Source organism: Burkholderia sp. Bp9142, assembly GCF_003853415.1.
Taxonomy (GTDB): domain Bacteria; phylum Pseudomonadota; class Gammaproteobacteria; order Burkholderiales; family Burkholderiaceae; genus Burkholderia.
Genome location: NZ_QTPP01000023.1, coordinates 1 through 25,865, shown reverse-complemented (window position 1 = coordinate 25,865; position 25,865 = coordinate 1). Strand labels below are relative to the sequence as shown.

25 protein-coding genes and 2 tRNA genes are annotated in these 25,865 nt (G+C 63.3%); 6 read left to right on the top strand and 21 right to left on the bottom strand.

Annotated elements, in window-relative coordinates; all coding sequences use genetic code 11:
• Nucleotides 1–293: 293 nt before the first annotated feature.
• Complete coding sequence (locus DIE22_RS23605; protein WP_124606202.1) at nucleotides 294–1,127, top strand: DUF932 domain-containing protein; 834 nt, start codon at nucleotides 294–296, stop codon at nucleotides 1,125–1,127.
• A gap of 213 nt (nucleotides 1,128–1,340) precedes the next feature.
• On the opposite strand, the gene DIE22_RS23600 is transcribed toward DIE22_RS23605, so the two are convergent.
• The 3 genes from DIE22_RS23600 to DIE22_RS23590 form a co-directional block, all read right to left on the bottom strand.
• Nucleotides 1,341–2,045 carry a protein mobD gene (locus tag DIE22_RS23600; protein WP_124606201.1) on the bottom strand — a complete coding sequence of 235 codons (705 nt, stop codon included), beginning with the start codon at nucleotides 2,043–2,045 and terminating at the stop codon, nucleotides 1,341–1,343.
• A gap of 9 nt (nucleotides 2,046–2,054) precedes the next feature.
• Nucleotides 2,055–2,516 (bottom strand): hypothetical protein, encoded by a 462-nt coding sequence (locus DIE22_RS23595; protein WP_124606200.1) that lies wholly within the window; start codon nucleotides 2,514–2,516, stop codon nucleotides 2,055–2,057.
• 960 nt (nucleotides 2,517–3,476) lie between these two features.
• On the bottom strand, nucleotides 3,477–3,818 hold the full coding sequence (locus tag DIE22_RS23590) for a helix-turn-helix domain-containing protein (RefSeq protein ID WP_059858511.1): 342 nt from the start codon (nucleotides 3,816–3,818) through the stop codon (nucleotides 3,477–3,479).
• A 142-nt stretch (nucleotides 3,819–3,960) separates the two neighbouring features.
• On the opposite strand from DIE22_RS23590, the gene DIE22_RS23585 reads away from it, so the two are divergent.
• Nucleotides 3,961–4,335, top strand: a complete 375-nt coding sequence (locus DIE22_RS23585; RefSeq protein WP_124606199.1) for a hypothetical protein — start codon at nucleotides 3,961–3,963, stop codon at nucleotides 4,333–4,335.
• Nucleotides 4,336–4,456: 121 nt separating this feature from the next.
• Complete coding sequence (locus tag DIE22_RS23580; protein ID WP_124606198.1) at nucleotides 4,457–4,942, top strand: hypothetical protein; 486 nt, start codon at nucleotides 4,457–4,459, stop codon at nucleotides 4,940–4,942.
• 231 nt (nucleotides 4,943–5,173) lie between these two features.
• Here the strand turns inward: DIE22_RS23580 and DIE22_RS23575 are convergent.
• Both DIE22_RS23575 and DIE22_RS23570 read right to left on the bottom strand, forming a co-directional pair.
• Nucleotides 5,174–5,250 (bottom strand) — tRNA-Pro (locus DIE22_RS23575).
• Between the two features lie 172 nt (nucleotides 5,251–5,422).
• Nucleotides 5,423–6,136: a bifunctional 2-polyprenyl-6-hydroxyphenol methylase/3-demethylubiquinol 3-O-methyltransferase UbiG gene (locus tag DIE22_RS23570; protein ID WP_124500471.1), complete on the bottom strand. Its 714-nt coding sequence runs from the start codon at nucleotides 6,134–6,136 to the stop codon at nucleotides 5,423–5,425.
• Nucleotides 6,137–6,469: 333 nt separating this feature from the next.
• Between DIE22_RS23570 and DIE22_RS23565 the strand changes: the two genes are divergently transcribed.
• Together DIE22_RS23565 and DIE22_RS23560 are read left to right on the top strand one after the other, a co-directional pair.
• Nucleotides 6,470–7,348: a tyrosine-protein phosphatase gene (locus DIE22_RS23565; RefSeq protein ID WP_124606197.1), complete on the top strand. Its 879-nt coding sequence runs from the start codon at nucleotides 6,470–6,472 to the stop codon at nucleotides 7,346–7,348.
• 357 nt (nucleotides 7,349–7,705) lie between these two features.
• Nucleotides 7,706–9,916 carry a hypothetical protein gene (locus tag DIE22_RS23560; protein ID WP_124606196.1) on the top strand — a complete coding sequence of 737 codons (2,211 nt, stop codon included), beginning with the start codon at nucleotides 7,706–7,708 and terminating at the stop codon, nucleotides 9,914–9,916.
• Nucleotides 9,917–9,997: 81 nt separating this feature from the next.
• Here DIE22_RS23560 and DIE22_RS23555 read toward each other — a convergent pair whose 3' ends face one another.
• From DIE22_RS23555 to DIE22_RS23485, 14 genes are all read right to left on the bottom strand, one after another.
• The gene (locus DIE22_RS23555) at nucleotides 9,998–10,408 is read right to left on the bottom strand and encodes a MerR family transcriptional regulator (RefSeq protein ID WP_124606195.1); all 411 of its coding nucleotides are present in this window, start codon (nucleotides 10,406–10,408) and stop codon (nucleotides 9,998–10,000) included.
• A 61-nt stretch (nucleotides 10,409–10,469) separates the two neighbouring features.
• Complete coding sequence (locus DIE22_RS23550; protein WP_046545481.1) at nucleotides 10,470–10,856, bottom strand: integration host factor subunit alpha; 387 nt, start codon at nucleotides 10,854–10,856, stop codon at nucleotides 10,470–10,472.
• 72 nt (nucleotides 10,857–10,928) lie between these two features.
• The gene (gene pheT / locus DIE22_RS23545) at nucleotides 10,929–13,358 is read right to left on the bottom strand and encodes a phenylalanine--tRNA ligase subunit beta (RefSeq protein ID WP_124606194.1); all 2,430 of its coding nucleotides are present in this window, start codon (nucleotides 13,356–13,358) and stop codon (nucleotides 10,929–10,931) included.
• Between the two features lie 96 nt (nucleotides 13,359–13,454).
• Nucleotides 13,455–14,468 carry a phenylalanine--tRNA ligase subunit alpha gene (gene pheS / locus DIE22_RS23540; RefSeq protein ID WP_014897235.1) on the bottom strand — a complete coding sequence of 338 codons (1,014 nt, stop codon included), beginning with the start codon at nucleotides 14,466–14,468 and terminating at the stop codon, nucleotides 13,455–13,457.
• A gap of 148 nt (nucleotides 14,469–14,616) precedes the next feature.
• Nucleotides 14,617–14,976, bottom strand: coding sequence for a 50S ribosomal protein L20 (gene rplT, locus DIE22_RS23535; protein ID WP_004192938.1), 360 nt, complete (start codon nucleotides 14,974–14,976; stop codon nucleotides 14,617–14,619).
• Between the two features lie 30 nt (nucleotides 14,977–15,006).
• On the bottom strand, nucleotides 15,007–15,204 hold the full coding sequence (gene rpmI, locus DIE22_RS23530) for a 50S ribosomal protein L35 (protein ID WP_004191477.1): 198 nt from the start codon (nucleotides 15,202–15,204) through the stop codon (nucleotides 15,007–15,009).
• A gap of 190 nt (nucleotides 15,205–15,394) precedes the next feature.
• A complete protein-coding gene (gene infC / locus DIE22_RS23525) occupies nucleotides 15,395–15,919 on the bottom strand; it encodes a translation initiation factor IF-3 (RefSeq protein ID WP_124500466.1) in 525 nt (174 codons plus the stop codon).
• 49 nt (nucleotides 15,920–15,968) lie between these two features.
• Nucleotides 15,969–17,876 (bottom strand): threonine--tRNA ligase, encoded by a 1,908-nt coding sequence (gene thrS / locus DIE22_RS23520; protein ID WP_124606193.1) that lies wholly within the window; start codon nucleotides 17,874–17,876, stop codon nucleotides 15,969–15,971.
• 271 nt (nucleotides 17,877–18,147) lie between these two features.
• Nucleotides 18,148–18,224, bottom strand: a tRNA-Val gene (locus DIE22_RS23510).
• A 96-nt stretch (nucleotides 18,225–18,320) separates the two neighbouring features.
• Nucleotides 18,321–20,555 (bottom strand): bifunctional (p)ppGpp synthetase/guanosine-3',5'-bis(diphosphate) 3'-pyrophosphohydrolase, encoded by a 2,235-nt coding sequence (locus DIE22_RS23505; protein ID WP_124500464.1) that lies wholly within the window; start codon nucleotides 20,553–20,555, stop codon nucleotides 18,321–18,323.
• A gap of 39 nt (nucleotides 20,556–20,594) precedes the next feature.
• Nucleotides 20,595–20,948 carry a RidA family protein gene (locus tag DIE22_RS23500; RefSeq protein WP_014897238.1) on the bottom strand — a complete coding sequence of 118 codons (354 nt, stop codon included), beginning with the start codon at nucleotides 20,946–20,948 and terminating at the stop codon, nucleotides 20,595–20,597.
• A 79-nt stretch (nucleotides 20,949–21,027) separates the two neighbouring features.
• Nucleotides 21,028–21,924 carry an alpha/beta fold hydrolase gene (locus DIE22_RS23495; RefSeq protein ID WP_124606192.1) on the bottom strand — a complete coding sequence of 299 codons (897 nt, stop codon included), beginning with the start codon at nucleotides 21,922–21,924 and terminating at the stop codon, nucleotides 21,028–21,030.
• Between the two features lie 199 nt (nucleotides 21,925–22,123).
• A complete protein-coding gene (locus tag DIE22_RS23490; protein WP_124500459.1) occupies nucleotides 22,124–22,765 on the bottom strand; it encodes a CoA transferase subunit B in 642 nt (213 codons plus the stop codon).
• Nucleotide 22,766: 1 nt separating this feature from the next.
• On the bottom strand, nucleotides 22,767–23,471 hold the full coding sequence (locus DIE22_RS23485) for a CoA transferase subunit A (protein ID WP_124500458.1): 705 nt from the start codon (nucleotides 23,469–23,471) through the stop codon (nucleotides 22,767–22,769).
• 223 nt (nucleotides 23,472–23,694) lie between these two features.
• Between DIE22_RS23485 and DIE22_RS23480 the strand changes: the two genes are divergently transcribed.
• Nucleotides 23,695–24,240 (top strand): LuxR C-terminal-related transcriptional regulator, encoded by a 546-nt coding sequence (locus tag DIE22_RS23480; RefSeq protein WP_124500456.1) that lies wholly within the window; start codon nucleotides 23,695–23,697, stop codon nucleotides 24,238–24,240.
• Nucleotides 24,241–24,346: 106 nt separating this feature from the next.
• Here the strand turns inward: DIE22_RS23480 and DIE22_RS23475 are convergent, their stop codons facing one another.
• Together DIE22_RS23475 and DIE22_RS23470 are read right to left on the bottom strand one after the other, a co-directional pair.
• Nucleotides 24,347–24,778, bottom strand: a complete 432-nt coding sequence (locus DIE22_RS23475) for a thioesterase family protein (RefSeq protein WP_124500455.1) — start codon at nucleotides 24,776–24,778, stop codon at nucleotides 24,347–24,349.
• Nucleotides 24,779–24,810: 32 nt separating this feature from the next.
• Nucleotides 24,811–25,587: an SDR family oxidoreductase gene (locus tag DIE22_RS23470; protein WP_124500454.1), complete on the bottom strand. Its 777-nt coding sequence runs from the start codon at nucleotides 25,585–25,587 to the stop codon at nucleotides 24,811–24,813.
• Nucleotides 25,588–25,865 lie beyond the last annotated feature (278 nt).

Genomic DNA, 25,865 nt, shown 5'->3' with positions numbered 1-25,865 from the left:
TTCCCGTCGAACTCTTGCCTCGGCGTGCGCCTGACACCCTGGTTCCTGCCCTATCCCGCGACCGTAGCCGAGGGCGGCACGGCATCAAGGGGCGAGGGACCGTGTTGCCCGCACCATCCCTCGCCGCTTTCCTTGACACCGTGCCACCCTCGGCTCCTTGGGTCGCACGGGCAGGAACCAGGGTGCCAGGAACAAGCAAAAGCCAACCCCGAGTTCCACCGGGAGGGTTTTTCGCGAAAGCAGCAAGGCCACCCCGCAGCCCGTCGTTCAACCCTTTTGCTGTGGAGATTGCCATGCAACTCGCCTCTTCTTTCCATTACAGCTCCCCGATGCTTCGTGCCGACTCGCCCCTGTCGGACGATCAGATTCGCAGCGTTGCACCGTCCATCTTCGCGGACGGCAAGCATGAAAGCCGATCGGAGCGCTACACCTACATTCCGACCATCGACGTATTGCGCGGCCTGCGTAACGAAGGATTCCAGCCGTTCATGATCTGCCAAACCCGCGTGCGCGATCAGGGCAAGCACGACTACACAAAGCACATGCTTCGCCTTCGTCACGCCGAGCAAATCAATGGCGACGAAGCCAACGAAATCGTGTTGCTGAACTCACACGACGGCACAAGTAGCTATCAGATGCTCTCCGGCTTGCTGCGCTTTGTCTGCCAGAACGGCATGATTGCGGGCGACAACGTCGCCGATATTCGCGTGCCGCACAAGGGGAACATCATTCAGAACGTCATCAATGGTGCGTTCGACGTGCTCGACGGTTTCGAACTGATTCGCGAACAAAAGGAAGGCATGCGCGACGTGTCGCTGAACCGTGACGAACAGCATGCGTTCGCCCGCTCCGCGCTCGCGCTGCGCTACGGCCCAACCGATGCCGAGGCCCCTGCCCCGATCACTGAAAGCCAACTACTCGCTCCCCGCCGTTTCGAGGATCGCCGCGACGACCTCTGGACGGTGTTTAACCGAGTGCAGGAAAACCTCACGAAAGGCGGGCTGCATGGCCGCTCGCGCACCGGGCGCGCTATGTCGACACGTCCCATCACCGGAATCGACCAGGACGTAAAGCTCAATCGCGCCCTGTGGATGCTGGCCGACGCCATGCGCCAAATGAAAGTGTAAGTACCGGAGGGCGACATCGCGTCGCCCTACTCAAACCAAGACAGTCAGGATAACTATCATATTTTTTCATGACGGGCTCTCCTTGAGTCCGTCATATAAGCCATATCACTGCTGCCAAACGGCAGTTGGCAAAGTCTGCGCGGCTCCCGAATATTCTCACCGACTGGGACGTTCCGACCTCAAGTAACAGGCGCGCGAGCGCACCGGGCGACCTCACCGCTCCAATTGCACATGATCTGTCAGCTTGACGAACATCGTGCCGTATATCGCACGCCAGCGCAGCAGTTCCGCCCGCTCACCAATATGCATCGTTTGCACCGCCTTCCCAACCGACAGACGCTGGCTACGCAGCTCGTCCGCGACGCGATCCGCAAGGTCGGGAAAATCCAACGATTGGCCTTGTGCCTCAACGGCGTTGCGCAATTGCGAGTCCCGGTAAAGGGAAAACTTCTCCGGCGAACCAAAGTAGCCGTTGCGCACAACATGTGTGATTGCGTTCGGGAACGTCGCGCCAAACTTGATCAGCAGTTCAAGACTATCGCGTTGCCGGTTAATGACCCACAGCACGACTAGACGCCGGGCGAGCTCATCAAGGGCGCTAGCGAGCGTTCCTCCGTACTGCTCGACACCCGACTGACTCCGGGCCGCCGTGTTGACGACAACGGTCGCATCCCGGTGCATATCGCAGAAGTTGACGAGGTCGATCCAGCCGCTCACATCATCCAGATCACATGACGCGCATTCGATTTCGGCGTGGACCGCTTTCATGACATCAGGATTGGACGTATCCGTCTCCACCAGCACGACGTTGATATCCGTGCGTTGCAGGTAATCGACCAGCGCCAGCGTCACAAAACTCTTGCCGACACCACCCTTGCTACCGCCGACCATATAGATTGGGGGATTTTTCCTTGCCATGTGAGACCTCTACAAATTTTCGGTATCCGGGCTGATCGGAAATCCAAGAAAGCCCTGTACCTGTTGCCCCGGCTTGGCTCCCCCCTTGCCTCCTTTCTGTTGCGATCCCATGTGTAGCGGGTTATCGCGTGACTCATCGACTTGTGGCGTCTTCTTGCCTCGAGCTGGCGCTGTCACCTGCTCTCGCGCCGTGTCCCGATTACCTCGTCGCGTTCTTCCCTTTTCGTCCGCACGGCGCATCGCATATCTCAGCGAATTGAGATTCACGTCAATTCCTTCCTGCGCCGCCTGCTCTATCAGTTCATGCAGCGCATATCCCTTCTCGCGTGCTGCCATGATCTGTGTACGAATAGCTTTGACGCCGTCTCCCACCTTTACAGGTTGCTCGTCTTTCGGTTTTTCCGGCAGCGCATCCAGTCTGCGCCCGAGCGCCTCCCACTGCCCTCGAGTGAAATTTCTGACAGCCGACATGACGAACTCCGACGCACATCATTCACTGCATCTTGCGCACGCGTTTACGCCTCGTCAACCCTCGTTTCATGGCGTTATCGAAGCAAATCGAATACAGAGGAATACGTAGGAATTTGTCGGAACAAATAATATTTTTCTCTCATCGGATGTCTCACCTGGCTTCTTATTCGCGCGCATACAGACGCGAATCACAGTGAACATCGTCTACCCGCCGATTCGCGCTGAAGAGCAATACAGGATACATTCGATGGCACCGGCGCGCACTCGGCATTCACCTCTTCTGCACTGCCCTTTCAACGCCGGCGCCATACGCGCATGCCCGCGGTACGCAGACGTTCACGGTCGCTTCACTGTTGATCCAACACGAGTACTACCAGCACAACGCGAAGCGATGCGTTGGACGCACCAATCACTCAAAACACGCTGGCAGTGATTCTCCACGTCCCTACATCTGACGCACTCTGGATCACACGATCGTGCATGCGCCAGTTACCTCTTCACAACGCTGTATCAAACTCGCTGCACATGGCCATAACACGGACGCGATTGCAGAATGCACATGGCTTGCACATCGCGCGCACGGAAGTCACGATCGGCAGAGAAAACAACATGAAAAGAGAATGACGGCAGGATAGGCTTGCGCCGGTTTTGGGCGCCATGCACATCTAAACTGCGCGGAATAATAGTTCAAGCGATGGAAAGCCGCTTCGCGACCCGTGGAAGTTCGGCTACTGTCCGACTGTGCCTCGGCCCTGCAATAGCCCGCGTCACCCGCCCGACAACATAGGTCAATGGTGAGCGGCACACATTAGGAAGTACAGGTCGTCGTTCCTAGGCAGGGACGTTGACGGGACTTCTTCTAGCCGAAGAGACATTGGCCTTACACGGTGCTCCGAATTCGTCTACAGATCACGATCGTCAGATCGTGCGATCCGTGAACGTGCCGACCTTTTCGTCACCCTACGAATCACCGTTCTTTTTCGCACGGTGCGTTGGTCCACCCATCGTGTCCATAAGCGCCAGCATTGCAATGCGCTGATCTGCGTCGAGCGCCCTGTATCTAGAGAGGATCCGCTGTTCCTCAACAGTCGATGCAAGCGTCGCGACCCGCCCAGTAAGCAGGTAGTACACGTCCACGCCAGCGGACGCCAGTCCGACGAGGTAATCGGAATTCGGTCGGCGCGTCCCTCGCTCGTAATGAAACTGAGCCTGCTTATGAACCCCACCCAGCTCTGCAAATTCGGGCTGGGTCAAGCGCATGCGCTTGCGCTCCTGCTTGAGGCGTATCGGAAAATCATCCATTTGTCATGTTTTGTTAGTTGACAATGGTACAAACGAGTACTAATCTCGTCATACCATTTGACTTCTCGATGTTACCGCACGTTGTCGAGCGGGGCCCCACCATGCCTGCTCGCACGAGCGGCGAATCGGTCCGGAGGAAACCATGGCCAACTACATACTCCGCGGCGCTCTACCGGTCGGTACCCAATTTCGCCGTGCACACGCCGAAAACCTCGCCAACAGATTGACCGAACAGGTCGATGTCGACGTTTATTTTGCCACCGACCCCGTGGCGCACTGTCTAGCCATCTGCCTCACAGGCGCGCTATTACCGAACGCATGGCTCGCGGTGGAGAGAGTGCTTGCCGACTTTGCGCAGAAACACGCGAGCGCCGCTGCAATTTTCACAAGGAATTGGGCTGGTGACGTTTCATTCTTGCCGCTCGGCCTTGATCGCCACATCGACCTCTCCCGAGATTCCATCATCTGGACCCGCAGACTAGAACGCTGCGCGTCGACAGTGCATGGCGACTCCTGACTTTTCTCCCGAACGCCCAGCACGGCAGCACGCCGTCGCATGGCCGCTGATCGCCTGTCCCCGCCGGAGCATCCAGTCAGTCGCTTGACCTCTCCGGCGAAACATCAGCGGAGTGACGATCGTGGATATCGAAGATGCCCTAGACAAGGGCGAATATGTATTGTGCGGCGCGATGCCAGTGGATGCAGATATGGAACTCGAGCATCTCGAAAGCGTTCGTCGGCACTTGAGCGGCATTGCGGATGTATATCTCGCGCGTGACGATGCGGCGAACACTGTCGCGATCCGCCTATCTGGATCCATTTCGCGCGACGATGCGAAGGTGATCGACCGACGGATCCAGAAGTTTGCACACGATCATTGCAGCGCCGGCGCCATCCTGTGGCGCGGGTGGAACAATTCGTGGAAATGGTTCGTGGTGGGGTTGGATTGGCAAGCTCAATGCCTGTTGAAGCTTGCCGCAGCTGAGGAGCAGTTCGAGCGCCTTGAGGACCGGGGCTTCGATTTCATTTTCTGGGTCCATCTAGATGCGACCGCCGACGTCGATCACAATCAACGTGACAACCCGGTCGGTCGCCTTTCAATCGAGGCCGAAAGGCCGGAGTGAATTGTGATCAGCTTTACGCCAGCGGTGCGGCGACGTCAGTAGTGGCGCGCAGTTGTGCGGGGGCCGGCGAAGTCGCTACAACCGGAATTCCGATCTGGACGCCGCATAGCTCGGTGGAAGTTCTGCGCCGTTCCCGCGAGAACCACTCATCGTGTGGGGGCAAATGTGGGGGCAAAATCCGCCCCAAATGGAAAAGGACTTACAGCTTTCACCGTAAGTCCTTGATTTTTCTGGTCGGGGCGAGAGGATTTGAACCTCCGACCACCTGCACCCCATGCAGGTACGCTACCAGGCTGCGCTACGCCCCGAAAGAAAAAAATTATAACAGACAGTTGCCCAGTTTAGAACGGGTCGCATGCATTTTGTGAATATTCCTGTGAAATTTTTTGCGAAACGCCGTGACGAGACGAGCCGGCCTCGATGCGGGCGGCAACGCGCATCCCGCCGCGCCCATGTACCGGCCAAGCAACCCGCTGATGCTCATGACTTGCGCGCGACACAGATGACCGTGAGGCCCGCCACCCGGTTGAACCGGAACATCGGCAACTCGACCCGGCAGATCAGCTTGAGCAAACCGTTGACGACCGGATGGTGCCGGCGCAATTGCGACGCCGGCTCGCGCGGTTGCCGGCGCGCCCGCTCGCTCAGTCGCAATGCCGCCGCGAGCGGAAACGTGAGGCCGAAGTAGTATGCGCCGTGCTCGACCTCCAGCCCTGCGCGACGCGCGACGTCTTCGAGACCGTCGAGCGTGTACCGGCGCTTGTGCTCGAGAAAATCGTCATGCGCGCTCCAGAGAAACTGAAACGCGGGAACCGTGATCAGGAACCGGCTGCCCTTCGGCGCGCCCGCCACATATCGCGCAAGCAACCCGACATCGTCGTCGACGTGCTCGAGAACATCCATCAGCAACACGAGATCGGCATCGAATCGATCGACGGCCCGGCGAAAATGAACGGGCTTGCCGGCCGCCTCCCCGTCGGTATCGTCGGTGTAGCTCGTATCGACACACCACGCTTCCGTCGCCCGCGTGCACTCGAGCAAATGCTTCGAAAAGAATCCCGAGCCCGCGCCGACATCGAGTATCCGGTGCGCGTCCGACGTGCCCAGGAACCGACGGATCGCGCTCGCCTTCGACGCGTAGTACCAGTGATCGCCGACATCCGCTCCCAATACGTCGAGTTCCTTCAGATCCATGACGCCTCCCCCGTGTCGGCCACCATGCTTTGATCTATCCAGCCACTGATGCCGATCTTACCGCGCCGCGGCCGTCGCACGTACGGCAAGTTGCGCGAATCGCACCGGTCACCCCTGTTGCGCCCTAATCGAAAAGGACGATGGCCGTTTCGCCGCGGATCGCTACCGTGCGCTTACCCGGCGCGAGATCGACGCGCACGGCGCATCGTCCGACTGCATGCCGGATCGATACGGTACGTCCGCGCTTTGCCGCGCGGCGCGGCGTGCCGGCAGCGGCTTCGGTCGCAGCCGCAGTCGCGACTTCCTGTCACCGTCTTCGACAAAGGCCAGTGAATGAATCAGAAAAACGAAATTTCCCGTCGACACTTTCTCCGGCTGGGTGCCGGAACGCTGGGCATCGCACTGGGAAGCGCGTCGCTTCTGTCCGCATGCGGCGGTGACTCGATCGCGGTCGCCCCCGTCACGACACCCAGGCTCGGTTCGGCAGCAAACTTTCGTGACACCGCGGGACCGAATGGAACGGGCTATGCCACCGCGAGCGGCGCACTGACGAAAAAAGGCGTGATCTACCGTTCGTCCGCACTCGCGTTGTCCGCGGCCGACCTCGCAACGGTCGATACGCTCGGCATTACGCAGGTGTGCGACCTGCGCACGACGTCCGAGATCCATGCGCAGCCGGATGTGCCATTGGCCGGCGCCATCTGGGAGAACCTCAACGTGCTCGGCGTCGCCAATCTCGGCCCGCTTCCGACCAGCGGCACGACTGCCGCAGCCTTCATGCAAAGCATGTACCGGGCGTTCGTGACATCGGATACGGCGCGGACGAGTTACCACACGCTATTCGCCGGCTTTGCCGCGTCCGGCGGCAACCTGGTGTTCCACTGCACGGCCGGCAAGGATCGCACCGGCTGGGCGACGGCCGTTCTGCACACGGTCCTCGGGGTCCCCCGGCAGACGATTCTCGCCGACTATCTGCTGACCAACGTCTACAGCGCGTCGGAAATCGCGGCGTATGTCGCGCAGGCACAGAAGAGCGGCGGGCAGGACGCGGCCGACATGATGGCCGCGCTGCAGAGCGCGCAGGCCGCCTATCTGCAGGCGGCATTCGATCAGGTCGTCACGTCGTACGGCTCGATGGCGTCCTACCTCGTTGACGGCCTGCAGCTGGACCAGACGACGCAGAATGCGATCCGGCAGCGCCTGCTGGTCTGATCGATCGTGCAGGCGGCAATAGCGATACCGCGTCCGTCGCCGCCCTGCCGCCTGCTCCCGCCTCGGACCGCAACCTTCATCGGGCACGAAAACCCGCGTCTGCCCACGCCGACGCCGGTTTGCCGATCGACGCGGCGCGCGCCGCCCGCCTCGACCGCAAAACCAAACGACCGTTTGATCCTGGCGACCCGCCATCGGGAATCCATTGTCCTGTCGTGCGCCGGCCAGCCTTGCATGGACGCCCGCTGTTTGGTAACGCCGCTCTAGCGCGCTATGCCACACTGCACGGCATCGACGTCCGCGCCGCGCATCGGCCGCGCGCCCTCGTCGATCACGACAAAGACATGGAGACAGACGATGCGGAATGCGGTCCGGCGCGGCCATCGCACGCCTTTGGCAAGGTTCGACTGGATGGCAGGCCCGCGGCGCGCGGCCGCCTCGGTTTCACAGGGCACCTCCCGTGCGCTCGGCTGCAGCGCGCTTGCGCTCGCGCTGCTCTGTGCCGGCTGCGCGGAACCGGCTGCGCAGCGTGACGGCAGCGGGTCGGCCGCATCGACGAAGATCGAGCGCGTCAAAGCCGAACGCCTCGCCCATGAACAGCAGATCGCCCGCACCGTGCCGTCGCTCGCGTCGATCAGCCTCACGCAGCCACGCCCGTTCACGCTGCGCGACTCGGGCCAGAACGGTGCGATGACGTTTCTGCGCGATGTCGATTTCCGCATCGTCAACAACCTCGGCTTCTTCATCCACCAGTTGTCCGCGACACTCGTGCCGACGCAGGCCGGCGCACCGATCGTGTTCGATGATCCGACGAGCTTCGAGATCGACGTGCACGAAGGCACGGTCACGCTCGACAACGCGAAGCTGACCGCGCTCTTCAACACCTACATTTTCGGTTACCGCAACGCGCCGCTGCGCAAGCTCGCGGTATCGGCCGGCGACGGCGTGATCCATCTGCAAGGCGAGATGCAGCGCGACGGCTGGGTGCCGTTCTCGCTGACCGGCACGCTCGCGATCCGCGATGGCAGCCAGCTCGTGTTCCACCCGACCGGGGTGCGCGTATCGGGCATCAATGCGCAGCCGGTGATGCGCGCGGCCAACGTGAAGATGGCCGATCTGCTGAAGGTCGAGACGCCGATCGCGCGGCTCGCCGGCGACGACCTCGTGATGTCGGTCGACAAGCTGATGCCGCCGCCGCGGCTGAAGATCAGGATCGCCGCGCTGCGCGTGACGCCGTCAGGCCTCGACCTGACGCTCGACGACGGCTCGCACGCCGGCTTCGCGCTGCCCGCGAATGCGCCGCAACAGGCGATGTTCATCCGCGGCGGCGACGTGAAATTCATGCGCTCGATGCCGATGAACGCCGACATCCTGATCGGCCCCGTCGATCCGACGAAGCGCGACCAGAATTTCGTGTTCGACCTGTACCACTATCGCGACCAGGTGTCGGCCGGCTATTTCAATTTCGACGAAAGCGGCGCGATGGCGATCCGGATGCCGTCGTATGCGGGCCCCGCGAGCGGCGCCGCGCTCGGCAATGCCGCCGCCCGCCTGAACGACAGCTTCCTCGCCGCGCAGCAGGACGCGTTGCGCGACTCGCGCCAGCACTGGGAAGCGTTTGCGCTCATGGCCGGCACGGCGCGATTCGGCATGCAGAAAGTCGCGATGCGGCGCTCGTCGACCACGCCGTTCAACGAACGGCACGTGTCGAACCGCCACCCGACGATCCACCTGCACAACGTCGACTTCAACCTGTCCGGCGACATCGGCTTCCATGTCGAGGACCTCGACGTGCAGCTCATCGCGAAACGGCCCGGCGAACCGGTCGACCTCGACGATCCGAACCAGTACGACATTCGCATTCTCGGCGGGACGGTCGTCGAATCATGGAAGGCGATGTCGGCGCTCTTCAACAACTACCTGCTCGACTACGCGCCGCGCTCGCTGAACGACCTGCAATTGAGCGCGGATGGCCAGGACCTGCGCGTCCAGGGCGGCATCAAGCTCTGGAATCACGTGCCCGGCGTGTGGCTGCCGACCGACATGAAGGGCGCGCTGTCGGTGCTCGACGACCGGCACCTCGCGTTCAAGCCGTCGCAGGTGTCGGTACTCGGCATCCCGCAGGCGAAACTGCTGCGCTCGCTCGGCATCGAGCTCGCGTCGCTGACGCCGCTGCAGCGCCGCGGCGCGCAACTGCGCGGCGACACGCTCGTGCTCGACCAGTACACCGTCTTTCCGCCGCCGATGCTGAACGGCAAGCTCGGCGAGGCGACGGTCGAACGCGACGGACTGCGGCTCACGTTCCGGCGCGCCGCCGACACACCCGTGCCGAAGCGGCCGCAGATCGACGCGCCGAGCTACATGTGGATGGAAGGCGGCGACATGAAGATGTTCAACGTGCTCGAACTGAACGTGCGCGCGCTGATCCGGAATTCGGCCGAGGCCGGCCCGATGCGTTTCGACCTGTACGGCTACCGCCGCCAGGTCGCGCAGGGCTCGGTGCGGATGTTGCCGGACGGCACGCTGGTCGTCGACATGGGCAAGCCGGATCCGCTCGCATCGCGCTGACATCGAGGACACGCACGCATGAAAAAACCCGGTGGCGCTGAACTTCGCCAACCGGGCTTTTTCCTGATTCGGGCGTCGCACTCAGTCGTGCTTCAGTCCCTCGATCACGTCGAGGAGCGCCTGCCGCAACGCAATCACGTCGACCGTTGCACCCGGCCTGTCCGGCACACGCGCATCGGCGGCCGGGGCGTCGGGCTCGCCGGGTGCCGCAGCGCGTTCGCCGCCCGGCGAATCGAGCCGGTTGCGCGCCCCGTTGATCGTGAACCCCTGTTCGTACAGCAACTCGCGAATCCGCCGGATCAGCAGCACTTCGTGGTGCTGGTAGTACCGGCGATTGCCACGCCGCTTCACCGGCCGCAACTGCGTGAATTCCTGTTCCCAGTAACGCAGCACGTGCGGCTTGACCCCGCACAGCTCACTGACTTCACCGATCGTGAAGTAGCGCTTCGCGGGAATCGGAGGCAAGACGACTTTCTCAACCGTAGTGGTCATCGTCGGTTAACCGTCGGTAAAGGGTGCGCGGCGGCCGCGCAGAGACGACAGCGCGCGGGCGTTACTCCGTGCCGTTTTCGACCAGCGCCTTCAGCTTCTGGCTCGCGTGGAAGGTTACCACCCTGCGGGCCGCGATCGGAATCGCTTCGCCCGTCTTCGGATTGCGGCCCGGACGCTGCGGCTTGTCGCGCAGCTGGAAATTGCCGAACCCCGACAGCTTGACGCTTTCACCGTTTTCGAGCGCGTCGCGGATCACTTCGAAAAACGCCTCGACCATGTCCTTCGCTTCACGCTTGTTCAGCCCGACGCTGTCGAACAGCAGCTCCGCCAGTTCCGCTTTCGTCAGCGTCGGCGTCTCGGTGGACGCCGGCGCCGAAGCGTCGCGGTTCATGGCGCTGCGTTGCGCCGTCAGGAGGGCTTCGAATTCACTCGAGGTCATGTCGTTCATATCTGCCATACAGCGCGTTAAACCAAAACTCACGATGGGGAAAAGCAGCCCGCGAACGGGCAGCCCCTCTCCTTAGCCGCGCAGGCGAGCACCGGCACGCGCCATCCGCTCGACCAGCGTCTGGATCGCCTGATCGACGACTTCGTCCTGCAGCGTGCCAGCCGCGTCCTGTAGCGTCACGCGGAACGCAAGGCTCTTCTCGTGCGCGGCAAGACCACCGGAAGTATTTGATTTTGCACGAAATTCGTCGAAGAGTACAACCCTCTGAACGAATCGGCAGGCGTCTTCGGCCAGCGCCTTCTTCATTTCGTCGAAAAGTGCCTGAACCTCGACCGCTTGATCGACCACGACGGCGATGTCGCGCCGTACCGGCGGGAATTTCGACACGTCGGTCGGTGCCGGCAGCGCACGCGCGATCAGCGCGTCCGCGTCGATTTCGAACATCACCGGCGCGTGCGGCAGCTCGTACTTCTGCATCAGGCGCGGATGCAGCTCGCCGATCCAGCCGGCCGCGCGGCCATCGACTTCGATGCGCGCGCTGCGGCCCGGATGGAGGGCCGGATGCCCGGCCTTCACGAAGCGCGCGGCGGCCGGCGCGAGCAGCGCCTCGAGATCGCCCTTCACGTCGAAGAAATCGACCGCGCGGGTCGCCACGCCCCACTGTTCGTCGACCGCCGGGCCGTACGCGAGCGCGCCGACACGCTTCGGCTGCGTGTAGCCTTCGACGGTCAGCTCGCCGGCCTTCACCGACGGATCGGCGAGGAACACGCGGCCCGCCTCGAACACGCGCACGCGATCCGCGCGACGGTTCAGGTTGTGGCGCAGCACCGAGATCAGGCTGCCGAACAGCGTCGTGCGCATCACCGACAGCTGGCTCGCGATCGGGTTCAGCAGGCGGATCGGGTTGTCGTTGCCGGCGAAATCGTGCTCCCACTCCGCATCGACGAAGCTGAAGTTGACCGTTTCCGCATAGTCGCGCCCCGCCAGCGCATGACGGATGTCGTGGATCGATCGCTGCGTCTCGTTGGTCGCGCGCATCTCGCTCGTCGCGACCGGCGGACGCGCCGGAATTTTCTCGAAGCCGTAGATGCGTGCGACTTCCTCGATCAGGTCTTCCTCGATCTCGATGTCGAAGCGGTGCGACGGCGGCGTGACCAGGAATGCGTCGTCGTCACGCTCGAACGGCAGGCCGAGGCGCGTGAAGATGTTCGCGATCTCGTCGGCGTCGATCTTCACGCCGATGATGCGGTTCGCGCGCGACACGCGCATCTTCACCGGCGCGCGCTGCGGCAGGTTGACCGCCTGATCGTCGACCGGGCCGGCCTTGCCGCCGCAGATCTCGAGAATCAGCTGGGTAATGCGCTCGACGTGCTCGACCGTCGTCGCATAGTCGACGCCACGCTCGAAGCGATGGGCCGCATCGGTCGAGAAGTTGTACTTGCGCGCGCGGCCACGGATGCTGTCCGGCCACCAGAACGCGGCCTCCAGATAGATGTTGGTCGTGTCGAGCGTGACGGCCGTGCTGTCGCCGCCCATGATGCCCGCGAGGCTTTCGACGTGACGGTCGTCCGCGATCACGCCGACCGCTTCGTCGAGTTCGATCGTGTTGCCGTTCAGCAGCTTCAGCGACTCGCCGCGCTGGCCCCAGCGCACCTCGATGCCGCCGTGGATCTTGTCCAGGTCGAACACGTGCGACGGACGGCCGAGCTCGAACATCACGTAGTTCGAGATGTCGACGAGCGCCGACACGCTGCGCTGGCCCGAACGCTCGAGGCGCTCGACCATCCATTGCGGCGTCTTCGCGTGCGCGTTCACGCCGCGGATCACGCGGCCCGAGAAGCGGCCGCACAGATCGGGCGCGGCAATGCGCACGGGCAGCGTCTCGTCGAGCTCGACGCGCACCGGGCGGATATCGACAGGCGTCAGCGGCGCGCCGGTGATCGCGGCCGTCTCGCGCGCGATGCCGAACACGGACAGGCAGTCGGCCTTGTTCGGCGTCAGCTTGATTTCGAAGATCGTGTCGTCGAGATTGAGCGTGTCGCGGATGTCCTGTCCGACCGGCGTGTCTCCCGGCAGGATCAGCAGGCCGCTGTGGTCCTCGGACAGCTTCAGCTCGCGTGCGGAGCACAGCATCCCCTGGCTTTCCACGCCGCGCAGCTTCGACAGCTTGATCGCGAACGGCTTGCCGCCCTCTTCTGCCGGCGGCAGTTCCGCGCCGACCAGCGCGACCGGCACCTTGATGCCGGGCGCCACGTTCGGTGCGCCGCACACGATATTCAGCGTCGCGCCGGTGCCGGCGTCGACCTGGCAGACATTGAGCTTGTCCGCATCCGGATGCTTGACGACTTCGAGCACGCGCCCGACGACGATCTTCGACGTCGGCGGCGCAGCCTTGCTCAGCGATTCGACTTCGAGCCCCGCCATCGTCAGCGCGTGCGACAGTTCATCGGTCGTCAGCTGCGGGTCGACAAAGGTTCTCAACCAGGATTCAGGGAATTGCATGGATGTCTACGTTCGAAACAGGTTAGATCGACGCCCGGGCCCCGTCGGAAACGTCCGGCGGGGCGTGCGCGGGCACATGTCGGCGCGGCGCGTGCGTTATGCGAACTGGCGCAGGAAACGCAGATCGTTCTCGAAGAACAGCCGGAGATCCTGCACGCCGTAGCGCAGCATCGTCAGGCGCTCGAGGCCGCTGCCGAACGCAAAGCCGATGTAGCGCTCGGGATCGAGGCCCATGTTGCGGATCACGGTCGGATGCACCTGCCCCGAGCCGGAGATCTCGAGCCATTTGCCGGCGTTCTTGCCGTGCTCGAACATCATGTCGATCTCGGCCGACGGTTCCGTGAACGGGAAATACGACGGACGGAAGCGCACGAGGATGTCGTCGCGCTCGAAGAATTTCTTCAGGAAGTCGGTATAGACACCCTTGAGGTCGGCGAAACTGATGTTTTCGTCGATCCACAGCCCCTCGACCTGATTGAACATCGGCGAGTGGGTCGCATCGCTGTCGACGCGATACGTGCGGCCCGGCGCGATCACCTTGATCGGCGGACGGTTCATGCGCGCGTAACGCACCTGCATCGGGCTCGTGTGCGTGCGCAGCAGCAGCTGGCGGCCGTCGGCATCCTTGCCTTCGACATAGAAGGTGTCCTGCATCGAACGCGCCGGATGGTTCTCCGGGCTGTTCAGCGACGTGAAGTTGTACCAGTCGGTCTCGATTTCGGGACCGTCGGCCACGTCGAAGCCGATCGAGCGGAAAATCTGTTCGACACGCTCCCACGTGCGCATCACGGGGTGCAGGCTGCCTGCGCCGGCGCCGCGGCCCGGCAGCGTGACGTCGATCGCCTCGGCGGCGAGGCGCTGGTTCAAGAGCGCATCGGCGAGCGCCTGGCGGCGTGCGGTCAGCGCGGCTTCAACCTGCTGCTTCACGACGTTGATGCGTGCGCCTTCGGTCTTGCGTGCTTCGGGATCGAGCTTGCCGAGGCCCTTGAGCAACTCGGTCAGCGCACCCGACTTGCCGAGAAATCGTGCTTTCTCGTTTTCGAGCGTGGTGATGTCGGCAGCCTGTTCGAAGGACTGCTGCGCGTCGGCGACAATCTGGTCCAGATCCATAGATCCCATCATTTCCAACGTCATTCGGTCTTGGCGGGCAAAACTGCTCACCAAACAAAAAAGGGGCTCGGAAGAGCCCCGTTTTCGCTGCAGCGGCCGAGACTACCGGAACCTCGCTGCAACTAACCACGCAGTGCTAATTTCGCAATTAGGCTGCAACGGCGGCTTTCACCTGCTTGACGATCGCAGCAAAAGCAGCCTTGTCGAACACCGCCATGTCGGCCAGGACCTTACGGTCGAGTTCGATCGACGCCTTCTTCAGGCCGTTGATGAACACGCTGTAGGTCATGTCGTGCTGGCGAACCGCCGCGTTGATACGCGTGATCCACAGTGCGCGGAACACACGCTTCTTGTTGCGGCGATCGCGGTACGCGTACTGGCCAGCACGCATCACCGCCTGCTTGGCGATGCGGTAGACGTTATTGCGACGGCCGCGATAACCCTTGGCCAGGTTGATGATCTTCTTGTGGCGGGCCCGTGCGGTTACCCCACGTTTGACTCGAGGCATGTTTCTCTCCTTGGAGTATCAGTTGAGGGGTTACGCGAACGGCAGCATCGCGCGGACGGAGTTCAGATCGGAATCATGAACTGCCGTTGCGCCGCGCAGGTGACGCTTGTTCTTCGTGGTTTTCTTGGTCAGGATGTGACGCTTGAAGGCTTGACCGCGCTTGACGGTGCCGCCCGGACGCACCACGAAGCGCTTTGCAGCGCTCTTCTTGGTCTTCATCTTAGGCATGACGAACAACTCCAGTTTATTAGATGGCGATGGGTGTGCGGTTGGCTTGCGCCCTTGACCCGCCCTTCGAAACCCAGTCCACTTGTGTACGGCGAACCGCTTGCGCAGCCGCCGTCATCGTTGGCGCGCCGCCCTGACCGGGCAACGCACCGAACCACTTTCGAACCTGCGCGCGTTGCGCGCGGGCCCGTTACTTCTTTTTCTTCGGCGAGAGCACCATGATCATCTGGCGCCCTTCCATCTTCGGCATCTGCTCGACCTGGCCGACTTCCTCGAGATCCGTGCGCAGACGCTCAAGCATCCGCATGCCGATCTCCTGGTGAGCCATTTCGCGGCCGCGGAAACGCAACGTGATCTTCGTCTTGTCGCCCTCTTCGAGGAAGCGCACGAGGTTGCGAAGCTTGACGTTGTAGTCACCGTCATCGGTACCCGGGCGGAATTTGACTTCCTTCACCTGGATAACCTTCTGCTTCAGCTTCGCTTCGTGTTGCTTCTTGGACTCCTGATACTTGAACTTGCCGTAGTCCATCAAACGGCAGACCGGCGGAACGGCTTGCGGCGCGATTTCCACCAGGTCAACGTCAAGCTCTTCCGATTTACGGAAAGCATCAGCGAGTTTTACGATTCCGAGCGGTTCGTTCTCGATCCCGACCAGACGCACTTCCGGCGCAGAGATTTCACCGTTGATGCGATGCGACGACTTATCAGTAGCGATGTTACGTTTCCTCTAAAAATTAAAAAAACGAGCCGCGCTGCCAGGGCGGTTACTTGAACGAGCGCAGGTCTTCCTGCAGACGCTCAACGAAGGCTTCGATCGGCATAACGCCAAGATCGACGCCGCCACGGGCACGCACGGCTACCGTTTGCGCATCACGCTCCTTATCGCCCACGACGAGGAGATAAGGCACCTTTTCCAGCGTGTGCTCGCGTATTTTATAGCTAATCTTCTCGTTGCGCAAATCGGCCGCCACTCTAACCCCTTGTTTTTGCAACGTTTGGGCCAGAGATTGTGCATATTCGGCCTGACTTTCGGCGATATTGAGCACAATTGCCTGGAACGGCGCGAGCCAGGCCGGCATCGCACCAGCGTGGTGCTCGATCAGAATGCCGAGGAAACGCTCCATCGAACCGACGATTGCCCGATGCAGCATCACCGGCCGGCGGCGGCTGCTGTCGTCCGAGACATACTCGGCACCGAGGCGCTCCGGCAGCACCATGTCGAGCTGCAGCGTGCCGCACTGCCACGAACGGCCGAGCGCATCCTTGATGTGGTATTCGATCTTCGGACCGTAGAACGCACCCTCGCCCGGCAGCTCTTCCCACGTGAGGCCGCAGGCCGTCAGCGCGTCGCGCAGGCCCTGCTCGGCGCGATCCCACGTCTCGTCCGTGCCCGCACGCTGGTCCGGGCGCAACGACAGCTTGATGTCGATGTGATCGAAACCGAAGTCCTTGTACACACTCATGGCCAGCGTGTTGAACGCAATCGACTCCGAGATGAACTGGTCTTCCGTACAGAAGATGTGCGCATCGTCCTGCACGAAGCCGCGCACGCGCATCAGGCCATGCAGCGCACCCGATGCCTCGTTGCGATGGCACGAACCGAATTCCGCGTAGCGCAGCGGCAAATCGCGGTACGAGCGCAGGCCGTGCTTGAACACCTGGACGTGACCCGGACAGTTCATCGGCTTGATCGCGTAGTCGCGCTTTTCCGACTCCGTCGTGAACATGTTCTCGCGGTAGTTCTGCCAGTGGCCCGACGCCTCCCACAGCGAGCGGTCCATGATCATCGGCGTCTTGATCTCGAGGTAGCCGGCGTCGTTCACGCGGCGACGCATGTACTGCTCGACCTGCTGCCACAGCGCCCAGCCCTTCGGATGCCAGAACACCATGCCCGGCGACTCTTCCTGCATGTGGAACAGGTCCAGCTGCTTGCCGAGCTTGCGGTGGTCGCGCTTTTCCGCTTCCTCGAGCATGTGCAGGTACTGATCCTGGTCTTCCTTCTTCGTCCAGGCCGTACCGTAGATGCGCTGCAGCTGCTCGTTCTTCGAGTCGCCGCGCCAGTACGCGCCCGCGACCTTCATCAGCTTGAAGACCTTCAGCTTGCCGGTCGACGGCACGTGCGGGCCGCGGCACAGGTCCGTGAAGCCGCCGTGCGAGTACAGCTTGATTTCGTCGCTTCGCGGAATCGATTCGATGATCTCGGCCTTGTACTTCTCGCCGAGGCTGCGGAAATAGCCGGCCGCCTCGTCGCGCGACACGACGCGGCGCGTCACCGGCTCGTCCTTCTTCACGAGCTCCTGCATGCGCTTTTCGATCTTTTCCAGATCTTCGGGCGTAAACGGGCGGTTGTACGAGAAGTCGTAGTAGAAGCCGTTGTCGATCACGGGACCGATCGTCACCTGCGCATCCGGATACAGATCCTTCACCGCGTAGGCGAGCAAGTGCGCGGTCGAATGACGGATGATGTCGAGACCGTCGGCATCCTTGTCCGTCACGATCGCGAGCGATGCGTCGCGATCGATGACCGTGGACGTATCAACGAGCTCGCCATCGAGCTTGCCACCAAGCGCAGCCTTCGCAAGGCCGGGACCGATCGAGGCGGCAACCTCGGCAACTGTCACCGGATGCTCGTATTGTCGAACTGAGCCGTCAGGCAAGCGTATCGAAACCATGGCAATCTCCGTGATGCCGACAGTGGGCGGCAGACCAAGCACGCGATGTAAAAGTCACGCGCGAAAATTTCGCGACAAAAAAAATGCGGCCCCGCTTTCGAGGGGCCGCATTCGATACTTCACTCAAACTGAAAGGGCGAAAGGGTTCCTCGACTAGCGTCGCTCCGAAAAGGTTTCGGTCAACGTTCGCGGTGTCATAACCGTATTCGCCTTGTTCGCGTTGAGTTATTTACTGCATCGAACACCCGGAAACCGGGCATTCTCAATTCGTTGGTAGGCTCGATTGGACTCGAACCAACGACCCCCACCATGTCAAGGTGGTGCTCTAACCAGCTGAGCTACGAGCCTAGAGAAGCTAAGATTATATGGGGCTACCGATGACTTGGCAAGCGTTTTTATGCAGTCGCAGCAAAATGCTCGCGTTCCAGCCCTATTACGGGGACGTCACCCCTTGCGCCCCGCCCGCACGACGCCCGGCACCTCGCCGAGCAGCGTGCATGCACGCTGCACCTGCGCGGAATTCGACACCTCGACCGTGAACTGCATGAAGGCCGCATTGCGGCGGCTTTGCGTCTTCACGCCCACCACGTTCATCTTCTCGCGCGCGAACACTTCGGAGATGTCGCGCAGCAAGCCTTGCCGGTCGCTCGCCTCGATCATCAGGTCGACCGGATAGACCGACACGCCGCGCCCGCCCAGCACGTCGGCCGACCAGGTCGTCTGCAGCACGCGCTCCGGCGCCCGCTCGACCATCCGCCGGAACGTCGGGCAGTCGCTGCGGTGAATCGACATCCCCTTGCCGCGCGTCACGAATCCGCTGATCGGGTCGGGCGGCGCCGGACGGCAGCAGCGCGCGAGCTGAGTCAGCAGTGCATCGACGCCGACCACCAGCACGCCGGTCGACGCGCCGTGCGCGACACTCGCCCCGCTGCTGCGCTTCTCGAAATCGGCGGGCGCCTCCGGCGCGTGCTCGGGCGGCGGCGCATCGGACAGCGCGTGCTCGACGTTGCGCAGGCTGAATTCTTCCTTGCCGACCACCGAGAACAGTTCCTCGGGCGACTTGAAGCCGAGCTTCGCGGCGAGATTGTCGAGGTTGACCGACGTCTTGCCCTCGCGCTGCAGCGTCTTTTCGACGAGCGCACGACCATGCGCGATGTTTTCTTCCTGCTCGATCGAGTTGAACCACGCCCGCACCTTCTGCCGCGCGCGCGAGCTCTTCAGATAGCCGAGTTGCAGGTTCAGCCAGTCGCGCGACGGCCCGCCCTCCTTCACCGCGACGATCTCGACCGTCTGGCCGTTCGCGAGCGACGTGTTCAGCGGCACCATCACGCCGTCGACGCGCGCGCCGCGGCAGCGATGGCCGAGCTCGCTGTGCAGGTGGTACGCGAAGTCGACCGGCGTCGCGCCCTGCGGCAGCGCGATCACGCGCGCCTGCGGCGTCAGCACGTAGATGTGGTCATCGTCGAGCGACGTCTCGCGCAGCTGGGCCCAAGCCTTGTCTCCCGACACTTCGGTGCCGTCCTCGACGTCGTCCTTCCATGCGAGCAGCTGGCGCAGCCACGCGATCTTCTCGTCGTACTTGTCGCTTGCCGAGAACTGGCCGCCATAGCCGCGCGCGCCCGCTTCCTTGTAGCGCCAGTGCGCGGCGACGCCGTACTCGGCGAAGCGGTGCATTTCCTGCGTGCGGATCTGCACTTCGAACGCGCGGCCGTCGTCGCCGATCACGACCGTATGCAGCGACTTGTAGCCGTTCGGCTTCGGGCGCGAGATGTAGTCGTCGAATTCCTTCGGCACCGGCTGCCACAGGTGATGCACGATGCCGAGCACCGCGTAGCAATCCTTGATGTCCGGCACGATCACGCGGAACGCACGCACGTCGTACAGCTCGGAGAAGTCGAGCTCCTTGCCGCGCATCTTGCGCCAGATGCTGTAGATATGTTTCGGCCGCCCGCTCACGTCGGCCGGAATGTGCGCTTCCGCCAGCTCGTGCTGGAGCCGCTCGATGGCCTGCGCGACGTACGCCTCGCGTTCGACGCGCTTCTCGTCGAGCAGCCTGGCGATGCGCTTGTAGGTGACCGGATCCTCGAAGCGGAACGCGAGGTCCTCGAGTTCCCACTTCAGTTGCCAGATGCCGAGACGGTTCGCGAGCGGCGCATAGATCTCGAGCGTCTCGCGCGCGACGTCAGGCGGCGGATCGATCTTCGACGCCGCGTAGTAGCGCAGCGACTGCAACCGCGACGCCAGGCGGATCAACACCACGCGGATGTCCTGCGCGAACGCGAGCAGCATCTTGCGCAGCGCCTCGATCTGCGTGCGCCGCTCCTCCGCGGCGTCACGCCCGGCGTCGGGCATCGCGTTCTGCGTGACGCGCAGGCTGACGGTGCCGAGCCGCAGCAGCTTGCGCACATCGGACACGAGCCGCGCGACCTCTTCGCCGAAACGCTCGGTCAGCTCCCGCCCGGGATCGTTCAGGTGCGGCGTCAGCACGAACAGCGCGGCCGCCTGCATCGCGTGCGGGTCGACGTTCAGCGTGCGCATGATCGATGCCGTGCCCGCCGAGTGATCGGCGAGCAATTCCCCCGACGACAGGCGGGCGTCGCCGGCCCGCTCGCGCACGAACGCGAGCACGTCGTCGAACGACGGCGCCACGACGGAAGAAGGGGAAACGGACTCGGTCATCGCACGGCCTGGCGTATTGCTGTCATCGTGACGCTTCGCTCAACTCCGCTGCGCGGCGACGACGACGATCTCGACGAGCAGCGCCGGATCCGCGAGCTTCGCCTCGACGGTGGCGCGCGGCGGCGTGTTGCCCTGCGCGACCCACGCGTCCCACTCCGCGTTCATGCCCTCGAAGTTCGCGAGATCCGAAATATAGATCTGCACCGACAGCAGATGCGCCTTGTCGCTGTTCGCTTCGGCGAGCAGGCGGTCGATATGGCCGAGCACTTCGCGCGTCTGGCCCTTGATGTCCTGGGTGGTGTCTTCGGCGATCTGACCGGCCAGATACACGGTACCGTTGTGGATCGCGGTTTCGGAGAGACGGGCCCCGACGTGGTGACGAATGACTGCCATGGAATGTTCCGGTCGTTGAGTGGGTGAAGAATCGGCGACACGCGGCCCGCGTGCCGCCGAACCGCATATTATGACGCGTTTATGCGTCGCCTTCGACGAAAAACCGGCGGGCGAGCGCAATCTGGTCGGCGCTCAGGAACGCCGGCGCGTGCCCCGTGCCGGAGATTTCCGCCTGCATCACACGCCGGCCGCGGCGCACCATCTCGGCGACGGTCTCGCGCGACAACAGGTCCGACTCGGCGCCGCGCACGATCAGCAGCGACGCATCGGTCGTCTCGATCGCGCGCCACAGCGCGGCCTCGCCGAGCGCGGCGAGTTCGGGCGTCGTCGCCTTGAACGGCTCGGCGATGCGCGGGTCGTAGCGCATCGTCCAGCCGCCGTCGGGCAGCTCGCGCAGCAACGGCCCGTTGATCTCGCGCCATTCGTCGCCGGTCAACGCGCCGAACGGCAGCGACAGCGACGTCAGATAGTCGATGCCCTCCTGCTCGGTCGCAAAGCGCGGCTGCACGCCGAGGTATTCGCCGATGCGCGTCAGCGAATCGGGCTCGATGCGCGGGCCGACGTCGTTGACGATCACCCGGCGCAGCGGCGAACCGGGCAGCCCCGCGAGCGCCATGCCGATCAGCCCGCCCATCGACGTGCCGAACCAGTCGACCGACTCGACGTCGAGCCGCGCGATCAGCGTGACCATGTCGGCCACATATTGCGGAATCGCGTAATGCCGCGGATCGGCAAGCCAGTCGGAGCGGCCGCGCCCGACGACGTCGGGGCACACGACGCGATACGTATCGGACAGCGCGGCGGCAAGCCGGTCGAAATCGCGCCCCGAACGGGTCAGGCCATGCACGCAGACGAGCACGCGCGAATTGGCGGGGTCGCCCCATTCGGTGTAGGCGATGTGGTGCAGGCCCGCGACGCTCGCACACTGTACGCGTCGCTGACGGGGAACGGGAGGATTCGCTGAGGGGGTTGGCATCGTTGGCATCCTGTCGAACGTGGGCGGCGCGGCGGGCAGCGCTTGCGCCGCCCGATGCAAACGATTGTAAACCGCTTCGGTCATACGGGTCGCCGCAACCGGACTGCCCATGCATCGTCCGCCCGCCTCCAATGACAAACGCCCCGCGTGCCGTCGTCCGGCACGCGGGGCGTCGCAGCAGCGCTTGCGCGCAGCGAACTTACGCGACCGCGCTCACATCGAGCGGTGCACCCGTCTTCGCCTGGATCTCTTCCGCGCTCACGCCGTCGGCGAGTTCGAGCACCTTCAGGCCGTCCGGCGTCACCTCGATCACGCCGAGATCGGTAATGATCAGGTCGACCACGCCGACACCCGTCAGCGGCAGGTTGCATTCGTCGAGGATCTTGTGCTGGTCGCCCTTCGCGACGTGCTCCATCAGCACGACGACGCGCTTCACGCCCGCGACGAGATCCATCGCGCCGCCCATGCCCTTGATCATCTTGCCGGGGATCATCCAGTTCGCGAGGTCGCCCTTCTTGCTGACCTGCATCGCGCCGAGGATCGCGAGGTTGATATGGCCGCCGCGGATCATCGCGAACGAATCGGCCGACGAGAAGATCGACGAGCCCGGCAGCGTCGTGACGGTCTGCTTGCCGGCGTTGATCAGGTCGGCATCGACTTCTTCCTCCGTCGGCGACGGACCGATGCCGAGCAGGCCGTTCTCCGACTGCAGCCACACCTCGACGCCTGCCGGCACGTGGTTCGCGACGAGCGTCGGCAGGCCGATGCCGAGGTTCACGTAGAAGCCGTCCTGCAGTTCCTTCGCCGCGCGCGCGGCCATCTGGTCACGATTCCAGGCCATGTCAGTCTCCTTTCGCGCGTACGACGCGTTGTTCGATGCGTTTCTCGGGCGTCGCGTTCAGCACGATGCGCTGCACGAAGATGCCCGGCGTGTGGACCTGGTCCGGATCGAGCGTGCCGTTCTCGACGATCTCCTCGACTTCCGCCACGGTGATCTTGCCCGCCATCGCGCACATCGGGTTGAAGTTGCGCGCGGTGCGGCGATAGATCAGGTTGCCGGATTGGTCGGCCTTCCACGCCTTCACGAGCGCGACGTCGGCGGTGAGCGACGGCTCGAGCACGTAATGGCGATCACCGAACTGGCGCGTTTCCTTGCCTTCCGCGATCACGGTGCCGTAGCCCGTGTTCGTGAAGAACGCGGGGATGCCGGCGCCGCCCGCGCGCAGCTTCTCGGCGAGCGTGCCCTGCGGCGTGAATTCGAGCTCGAGTTCGCCGGCCAGGTACTGGCGCTCGAACTCCTTGTTCTCGCCGACGTACGACGAGATCATCTTCCTGATCTGGCGCGTTTCCAGCAGCAGGCCGAGACCGAAGCCGTCGACGCCCGCGTTGTTGCTGATGCAGGTGATGCCCTTGACGGCGGAATCGCGCAGTGCCGCGATCAGCGCCTCGGGAATCCCGCACAGGCCGAAGCCGCCCACCGCGAAGGTCTGTCCGTCGCGGACGATCCCCTCCAGCGCGGCAGCCGCGCTTGGATAGACTTTGTTCATCTGTATGTCCCTTCCTCTATGGAAACCAGCAAAACCGGTTCACGCGCCCACTGGGCCGCAAGCCCGCCGCATCATTCTATGCATGCACGGCGATGCCTGCGTCGAGGCGCGCTGTTTTTATATCGCGACAAACCACCGCGAGATGCCTGGAAGGGTACGATGCGGCGCGGATGCGGCACAATACGCAAAAATACATAAGCGTTTGCCTCCGCTTGCCTGCTCCATGCCCGCTCTCGATTACCAGACTGCCTTCCACCTCGCGCCGCTCGGCCTCGTGATGTCGCGCGACCGCGTGATCGAGGACTGCAACGACGCGCTCGCGTCGATCTTCCGCTGCGCGCGAGCCGACCTGATCGGGAAGTCGTACGAAGTGCTCTATCCATCGCCGGACGAATTCCAGCGCATCGGCGAGCGCATCTCGCGCGTGATGATCGCGAACGGCATCTATGCCGATGACAGAATCATGAAACGGGCCGACGGCGAGCTGTTCTGGTGCCACGTGACGGGCCGCGCGCTCGACCGCACCGCGCCGCTCGCGGCGGGCGTGTGGACTTTCGAGGACCTCAGCGCGACGCGCCGGGTCGCCGTCGAGCTGACGCCGCGCGAACGCGAGATCGCCGCGCAGCTCGCGACCGGCAAGACCAGCAAGCAGATCGGGCGCGTGCTCGACATCAGTTCGCGCACGGTCGACATCTACCGCGCGCGGCTGATGCGCAAGTACGGCACGAACAATACGCCGGAACTGCTGCAGCGCCTGCTCGGCCAGTGACACGCGCCCCGGAATGGCGATCGGCCGCGTGACGCGGCCGATGCGGGGGATCATCAGGAAATGGCGGCACACCGGCGCCCGGGCGCCGGGTTCGATGGCGCCGCGCTCAGTCGACCTTCGCCGCGAGCGCGCGCTCGATCGTATCGCGCAGCAGTTGCGGCAGCGGCACCGACTTGCCGAGCGCATAGTCGACCCACACGCAGCGCGCGTTGCCGCGCGCATAGACGTGCTGCGGATCGTCCGCGCGCGTCAGCTCGAAACCCGTGTCGAAGCTGCTGCGGCCCGGCTTCGCGGCCGACATCCTCGCGATCACGTCGCCCGGATAGTGCAGTTGCTTCAGGAACTCCATCGACGCCGTGACGATCACGGGGCCCTGCCCCTCGCCGTTGCCGCCCGCGATGCCGAGTTCCTCGAACCACGAGATCCGGGCCTGTTCCATGTAGCGGAAATAGACCGTGTTGTTCACGTGGCCGAACGCGTCCATGTCGCCCCAGCGGATCGGCATCGACATTTCAAATACGGGGGAATATTCGCTCATTGCAGTCTTCTTTGTTGCTGAATGTCATCCACTCAGGCGAGGCCGAAGCCGTCGTCGGCGGAGATAATCGAGCCATTGATGAACTGCGACTCGTCGGCCGCGAGCAGCAACAACAGCCCGTCGAGATCCTGCGGCTTGCCGACGCGCCGGCGCGGCAGCATCGACTGCAGCTTCTGGCCCTGCTCGGTTTCCCACAGGTAATGATTGATTTCGGTATCGATATAGCCCGGACAGATCGCGTTGACGTTGATCCCGTGGCGCCCCCATTCGAGCGCCATCGCACGCGTCATCTGCACGACCGCCGCCTTGCTCATCGCATACAGCCCGATCTGCGGAAACACGCGCAGACCGGCCACCGACGCGATGTTGATGATCCGGCACGGCGGCTTGCCGTTGCCGTTCGCGCGCATGATCATCCGCTTCGCCACCTCCTGCGCGACGAAGAATGCGCCGCGCGTGTTGGTATCGAACACGAATTCGAAATCGGCCGGCGTCACGTCGACGAGCTTCTGCATCGTCGAGACGCCCGAATTGTTCACGAGGATGTCGATCGTGCCGGCCTCCGTCTCCGCGTGCGCGATGGCCGCCTTGATGCTCTGCACGTCGGTGACGTCAAGCGACACGACGTGCGCGGCACCGCCCGCCGCCTCGATCTCCGCGCGCAGCTCCTTCAGGCGCTCGACGCGGCGGCTCGCGAGCACGACCTTCGCGCCGGCCTGCGACAGCACCTGGGCAAAGCGCTGCCCGAGGCCGCTCGATGCGCCCGTGACCAGCGCGACCTTGCCTTCCAGATTGATCGATCGACCCATTGCACATCCCCTTTCGATGTCGTTTCGCCGCGGCGGACGCCCTGTCCCACGCAGCATAACCCTAGCACAAAAAATAGAACGATCGTGCTAATCTATTCGCGTGCTGTTGCGGCAAGCGTTTTGTTTCGCGGACAATACGCTCCCGAATAAAAGCATTCTAACGGTTAGAGGAACGCCAATGACCCCCGCAAGCCTCATCGAGCAATACGGCCCGCGCGAATCGATGGAATACGACGTCGTGATCGTCGGTGGCGGCCCCGCCGGGCTGTCGGCGGCGA